The 6,493-nt window shown below is 64.8% G+C and carries 6 protein-coding genes; 2 read left to right on the top strand and 4 right to left on the bottom strand.

The features are described from left to right. The coding region (locus JHD07_RS22050) for a class I tRNA ligase family protein (RefSeq protein WP_291625724.1) at nucleotides 1-1,064 on the bottom strand (1,064 nt) is incomplete at its 3' end. Nucleotides 1,065-1,255: 191 nt separating this feature from the next. Here JHD07_RS22050 and JHD07_RS22055 point away from each other — a divergent pair. After that, entirely contained in the window at nucleotides 1,256-2,290 is a 1,035-nt protein-coding gene (locus JHD07_RS22055) for a GGDEF domain-containing protein (RefSeq protein ID WP_291625727.1), read from the top strand. On the opposite strand, the gene JHD07_RS22060 is transcribed toward JHD07_RS22055, so the two are convergent. Further along, entirely contained in the window at nucleotides 2,287-3,990 is a 1,704-nt protein-coding gene (locus JHD07_RS22060; protein ID WP_291625729.1) for a diguanylate cyclase, read from the bottom strand. The genes JHD07_RS22055 and JHD07_RS22060 overlap by 4 nt on opposite strands. A 109-nt stretch (nucleotides 3,991-4,099) precedes the next feature. On the opposite strand from JHD07_RS22060, the gene JHD07_RS22065 reads away from it, so the two are divergent. Then, nucleotides 4,100-4,789, top strand: a complete 690-nt coding sequence (locus JHD07_RS22065; protein WP_291625731.1) for a YggS family pyridoxal phosphate-dependent enzyme — start codon at nucleotides 4,100-4,102, stop codon at nucleotides 4,787-4,789. Nucleotides 4,790-4,963: 174 nt separating this feature from the next. Here the strand turns inward: JHD07_RS22065 and JHD07_RS22070 are convergent, their stop codons facing one another. Further along, the gene (locus JHD07_RS22070) at nucleotides 4,964-5,749 is read right to left on the bottom strand and encodes a fumarylacetoacetate hydrolase family protein (RefSeq protein ID WP_291625733.1); all 786 of its coding nucleotides are present in this window, start codon (nucleotides 5,747-5,749) and stop codon (nucleotides 4,964-4,966) included. Nucleotides 5,750-5,755: 6 nt separating this feature from the next. After that, entirely contained in the window at nucleotides 5,756-6,325 is a 570-nt protein-coding gene (locus tag JHD07_RS22075) for a L,D-transpeptidase family protein (protein WP_291625735.1), read from the bottom strand. Nucleotides 6,326-6,493 lie beyond the last annotated feature (168 nt).

A 6,493-nucleotide genomic window follows, 5' to 3' on the forward strand; every position in this document is an offset into this window, starting at 1 on the left:
AAGTCGAGGTCGCGCTGGTCATGCGCCGGGCAGCCGAAGATGGCGCCGGTGCCGTATTCCATCAGCACGAAATTGGCGACGTAGACCGGCAGCTTCCAGCTGGGATCGAACGGGTGCAACGCGCGGATGCCGGTGTCGAAGCCCTGCTTCTCCGCGGTGTCGATGATCTCCTGCGCCGTGCCGATCTTCTTGATCTCGGCGATGAACGCCGCAAGCTCGGGGTTCTTCGCTGCGGCGGCCTGCGCCAGCGGATGATCGGCCGAGATCGCCATGAACTTCGCGCCGAACAGCGTGTCGGGGCGGGTCGTGAAGATCTTCAGCTCGCTCTCGCCGGCGGGCGTCGTCGCCGCATCCAGCGCGAAGCGGATCAGCAGACCCTCGGAGCGGCCGATCCAGTTGCGCTGCATCAGCCGCACCTTGTCGGGCCAGCGGTCCAGCCCGTCCAGCGCGCTCAACAGCTCCTGCGAGTACTTCGTGATCTTGAAAACCCACTGGCTCATCTCGCGCTGCTCGACGACGGCGCCGGAACGCCAGCCACGGCCGTCGATCACCTGCTCGTTGGCGAGCACGGTCATGTCGACGGGGTCCCAGTTCACCTTGCGCTTCTCGCGCTCGGCAAGCCCCGCGCGCAGGAAGTCCAGAAACATCTTCTGCTGGTGCTTGTAATAGCTGGGATCACAGGTCGCGATCTCCCGGGACCAGTCCAGCGACAGCCCGATCGAGCGGAGCTGCTTTTTCATCGCTGCAATGTTGTCGTAGGTCCAGGCCTTGGGCGCGACCTTGCGCTCGATCGCGGCGTTCTCGGCGGGCAGGCCGAAGGCATCCCAACCCATCGGATGCAGCACGTTGAAGCCCTTGGCGCGCATGAAGCGGGCCAGCACGTCGCCGAGCGTGTAATTGCGGACATGGCCGATATGGATGCGCCCGGACGGGTAGGGGAACATCTCGAGCACATAGTATTTCGGCCGCGGATCATCATTCTTGGAGACGAAGATCGCCTGCTCGTCCCAGAGGCGTTGCCAGCGCGGTTCGGCGTCGCGGGCGTTGTAGCGTTCGGAGGTCATGGAATCGTTCGGTTTTCGTGGTTTCGGCCGTCTCAAGACGGCGGACTAGGCCATAGAAGACCTCGGGGGGTCAATGGGTTGCCGCGGTTTGGAACTTTGCCCGCGCCTCCGCATAACTACGAGGGCGCATGTTGGGGTGTGATTAAGGGGTCGATGCCAAATTGCTGCCCAATGAGGCCGCGCTTCCGCAAATGCATTCCAGCTGCGATAATCCCGATTACGACTATGCCGCCTCCATCGCTGGACGGGCGCTGCGGAGCATGGCCGAACAACGGATCGCGCCGACCCCCGCCAATTTCGCGGTCTGGTACCGATATTTCGCCGGCAGCCATGACGATCTGCGCAACGCGATCGATCTCCTGATCGACCACAATCGCCCGTTCGACGCCCGGACCAATCAGGATCTGTTCGAGACCTACGTCGTACCCCGGGTGAGTGCCGCCGTCGTTGACACGTCCGAGCGGCTGCAGACCCTGATGGGGACGGCCATGGAGTTCTTGACGACGGCGATTGCCGACAACCGCTCCCAGATGCAGGCGATCAGCGAAGTCGCCGACCAGGGCAAGGCCGGTGTCGACCCGAAGGCCCTGGTTGCCCAGCTGATGAACGAGCTGGCCCGGGCCGCCACAAGGGCGACGCGGCTGGAAGCGGGCTTTGCGGAAAAGACCCGCGAGCTCGACCAGATCCGCGATTCGCTGTCGAGGTCGGAGGAGCGCGCCCGGACCGACATGCTGACGGGTCTCGCCAACCGTCGGGCGCTCGACGAATTCCTCCGGAAGGCGCAGGCGACTGCGGAATGGGGCGAGCCGCTCAGCGTCCTCATGCTCGACATCGACCATTTCAAGTCGTTCAACGATAGTTACGGACACGGCGTCGGTGACCAGGTGCTGCGCCTGATCGCGAAGGTGCTGCGCGACAAGGTTCGGACGCAGGATCTGTCGGCCCGCTACGGCGGCGAGGAGCTGATGGCGGTGCTGCCCGACGCCAATCTCGCCGCTTGCGCCGAGATCGCCGAGCGCATCAGGCGCGCAGTCGCCGAAGCCACGATCACGCGTCGTTCGACCGGCGAGGTCCTGCCCAGCATCAGCGTATCGATCGGGGTGGCGCAGTACCGGACGGGCGAGACGATCGCCGATCTGGTCGAGCGTTGCGACCGCGCGCTCTATCTCGCCAAGGGCGGCGGCCGCAATCGCGTGATGACGGAAGCCGAGCTCGATCGCGCCTAGGCGCTAGCCACCATTATCGTGTCCGACGCGTCGATCTCGATCGCCTGCACGCCGTGCTCGACGACCTTGTTGCGGCCATGATGCTTGGCGGCATAGAGCGCGGCGTCGGCGGCTTCGATGAGATCGCCTGGACGCAAGGTCCCGTTCGGCTTGGTCGCGGCGACGCCGATCGAGACGGTAACGATCATGTGGCTCGAGGTGATGTGCGGCAGGCAAAGCCTCAGCACGGCCGTGCGCACCTGCTCGCCGATCTCGACGGCGCGGTTTACGTCGGTGTTCGGCAGCAGCAGGCAGAACTCCTCGCCGCCATAGCGCGCCGCAAAGCCCATCGTGTCCGCGGCGATGCCCGACAGCGACTCGCCGAGCCGGGTCAGGCAGGAATCGCCTTCGAGGTGCCCGTAGGTGTCGTTGAACAGCTTGAAGTGGTCGACGTCGATCATCAGAAGCGCGAGCTCGCTGCCATATTGCTGCGCGCGCATCCACTCGAAATCGAGCCGGCTCTGGAAGCCGCGGCGATTGGCGAGACCGGACAGCATGTCGATCGAGGCCATCACCGTCAGGCGGTCGTTGCTCGCGATCAGCTCGCGCTCGCGCTGGCTCAGCTGCGCGGCCATTGCGTTGAAGGCGCGGGCCAGCGGAACGAATTCGGCCGGCAGCCGGTTGCGTGCGGCGCGGGCGGACAGATCGCCCTCGCCGAGCCGCTTGGCCATGTCGGAGAGCATCTCGATCGGCTTGATCACGAGCTTCTCGGCCGCGATCAGTGCGCCGAGCAACACGAACAGCAGGACGAAGGCGAGCTGCAGATAGGCGGTGCGGATGTCGCGGCTGACCGCTGCGGACACCTTGTCCTCGTCGATGCTGGCGATCAGGCGGGCATTGGTGCCGGCGATGCGGATATAGCTGACGGCACGGCGGGAGCCGTCGGCCGCGAGGAAAGACAGCGAACCCTCATCCTGGTTGGAGCGCAGCGCCTTGTCGGCGATCGCCGACATCAGCGGCATGTTGTCGAGGGGGCGGCCGACCGCGCTGTGCTGATCGGCCGGGGCCGCCAGCACGGTGCCCGCGCTGTCCACCAGAACCGCGGTGATGCCGGCGCGGCCGCCCAGGTTGCTCATGACCTTCGACATCCATTCGAGATTGACGGTGGCGAGCACGACGGCGTCGGGCGCCCCGCTGAAGGCGGAGACCGGATACGCTGCCATCACTGTCGGTGTCTGCAACGGCCGCGACAGGATGAAGTCGCTCAGCACGAAGCGACCGGTGTCCTGCGCCTGCTGAAAATACGGCCGGTCGCTGAGATCGAGGCCGACATACATGTTGTTGGTGGCGCATTGGATGCGCCCGTCCTGGCCGGCGATCAGAAGCGTGCGGATCCAAGGCAGGCTCGACGGCAGGCTTGCGCGCAACACGTCGCAGCTCTTGCTGACGCCGCCGGCGGAGGCGCGGATGAAGGCTTCCGATTTCAGGATGGTTTCGACCGACGAGATCACCTCGCGCTGCGCGTCGGCGCTGTGCCTTGCCACCGTGGTGAATTCAGCCGCAGCCTGAGCGATCTGCCGCACGCGCGTGTCTTCGAGCGAACGGATGCGCTCGATCATCAAGGGCGTGACGAGAATGACCGCAAGCAACGCAAGCCGCGCCCGGATTCCGAGAACCTGCTTGAGTTTCGCTCGTTTGCGGTTGAAACTGACGTTTGCCATCTTCGCTGCCCACCCCGCGAGCCAAGGTAAAGCGAAGGGTTCAAAAACTGTTTCTTGAACTGGGTAAAATTGGACTTAACTCGGGCGACGAGCACAGCCAAGAGACGTCATGACAGAAGCCAGCACCGCGCCGGTAACCGGCGGTTCACCAAACGCGCTTGCCGCAGTCGAAGCCGAGATTGCACGCGCCTGCAGGGATGCGCGCCGGGATCGCGGCTCCGTGACGTTGATCGCGGTGTCCAAGACTTTCGCCGCGGATGCAATTGTCCCGGTTATCGCCGCCGGACAGCGCGTATTCGGCGAGAATCGGGTGCAGGAGGCCAAAGCCAAGTGGCCGGCATTAACGTCGGTTTACCCGGATCTCGCGCTGCATCTGATCGGACCGCTGCAATCCAACAAGGCGAAAGAGGCGGTTGCGCTGTTCGACGCCATCCATTCGGTCGACCGTCCGAGCATTTGCCAGGCGTTAGCCAAGGAGATCGAATCCCAGGACAAGCACCCGCAGCTCTTCGTTCAGATCAACACCGGCGAGGAACCGCAGAAGGCCGGCGTTGCGCCGGGGGAGGCCGACGCGTTCCTCGCGAGCTGCCGCGACACCTATGGGCTGACGATCTCGGGCCTGATGTGCATCCCGCCGGTCGACGAACCGCCCGCCGCGCATTTTGCGCTTACCGCCAAGATCGCGGCGCGTAATGGATTGCCGAATCTCTCGATGGGCATGAGCGCGGATTTCGCCACGGCGATCATGCTCGGCGCCACGCATGTGCGCGTCGGGAGCGCGATCTTCGGACACAGGTAGAGTCGTGTCCCGCACAAGCTGCAACGCTTCAAGCGTTGCGGCGCAGAGCCGGGACCCAGGGCGACACGGTACAGTGCGGCGAGATGGGCCCCGGCTCTGCAGTGCGCTGCGCTGCGTCCGGGGCACGAGCGCGAAATGTGGCGCTCGCAATGACGGCAGCGCTGCGAGTCGCGACTACACGAACCTCACCGACACCTTCCCAAGCACGCCAAAGTCCGCTGCGAATTCATCGCCGGCCTGGATCGGCAGCGGCGGATGGCATGTGCCGGTGGTCACCACCTGCCCTGCCCGCAGCGTGATGCCGAGGCCGCTGAGCTCGTTCGCAAGCCAGGCGAGCGCTGCGCGCGGATCGCCCAGCACGTTCCTGCCATGGCCTACATAGCGCTCGCCGCGCAGCGTGATCTGCGGCCGTTCCTCGATGAGATCCATCGCGCGCCAATCCGCTGATGTTGCAGTCCCCAGCACGAACCGATGGGCGCACGCATTGTCGGCGATGAGCTGCGCCTCGCCCGCGCTGACGAAGTCGGCAAAGCGCGAATCGGGAATCTCGATCGCGGGATGCAGGGTCTGGACGGCGTCGAGCACCTCGCGAGCGGTATACGGCACCGCGCGCGGCGGCAGATCGCGTCCCATGCGGAAGGCGAATTCCGGCTCGCCGACGCGCATCTCGTTGCCCTTCATCGCAGCGGTGCCCCCGTCCGCGATCACGGTGTCGCTCATGACGCGGCCTGCGAGCGGTCCCGCGACGTTGATGTGCTTCTGGCCGGCCTCACTCGTGGCTGCGATCTTCCAGCCAAACATTGTCCCGCTCGATCGTCGCTCGAGCTCGGCCTGGATGGCGTAGCCCTCGGCGCGATTTTGCGGCCGCAAGCGCACTTCCAGCGCGTCGAGCTTGGTGCCGTCGCGCCAATGTCTGACCAGGACGTCTGAAGCGGCGGCGATCTGATCCTTGTCGAGCATGTACCCTCACCCGATGATGATTCTCGTTCGCGGACCCAAGCGCCGCAGCAATTGCAGCATCGCAGATTTCGTCATGGAGACGCAGCCCGCGGTCGGGCCGAAATTGTCGCGGGCGAGGTGCAGGAACACCGCGCTGCCGCGGCCGGCGATGCGGGGTCTGGTGTTGTGGTCGATCTCGATGATGAAGTCGTAGAGATGGTCGGCCCTTTTCAGCCGATCGCCGCCCTGCCCTTCGCCGAGCCGGATGCTCCGGTTGTAATGACGGTCGCCCGGATCCTCGCACCAGGCGTCCGCGCCTGTGATGATACGGGCCGGCAAGAATGTCCGGGGGCGGCTGTGCCGGTCGCCGCGCCACCACAACTGCCTGGGACGGAAGCTGCCCCTGGGGGTGCCGCCATCGCCCTCGCGCTTGTTGGCGAGAATACCGCCTCGCCCCAGCGCAACCGGGATGGTCAGCGCTCCCGCCGTCAGCCAACCCCTGCGCGGATTCCCTGCAGCAGGCTTAACGCGGATCGCGGAGAGCGGCCCCGCCCGTCGATTCCTGTCGTAACTCACTGAAGCGGCTCTGTTTTTCATGTAAAAAATGCAATGTTGTCTTCATTACAGGACATTCATCAAAACGCCCTGCTATTCTGGGTTAGAGTGGTTCCGGCTTGTGAATCGGTAACAGCCCACTACTTCAACACGAACAACAATAATAACGGCGACCCCAAAACTTCCCCTCGCGGCTGGGTGCGGCTTGGA

Source organism: Bradyrhizobium sp. (assembly GCF_016462955.1).
Taxonomy (GTDB): Bacteria; Pseudomonadota; Alphaproteobacteria; order Rhizobiales; family Xanthobacteraceae; genus Bradyrhizobium.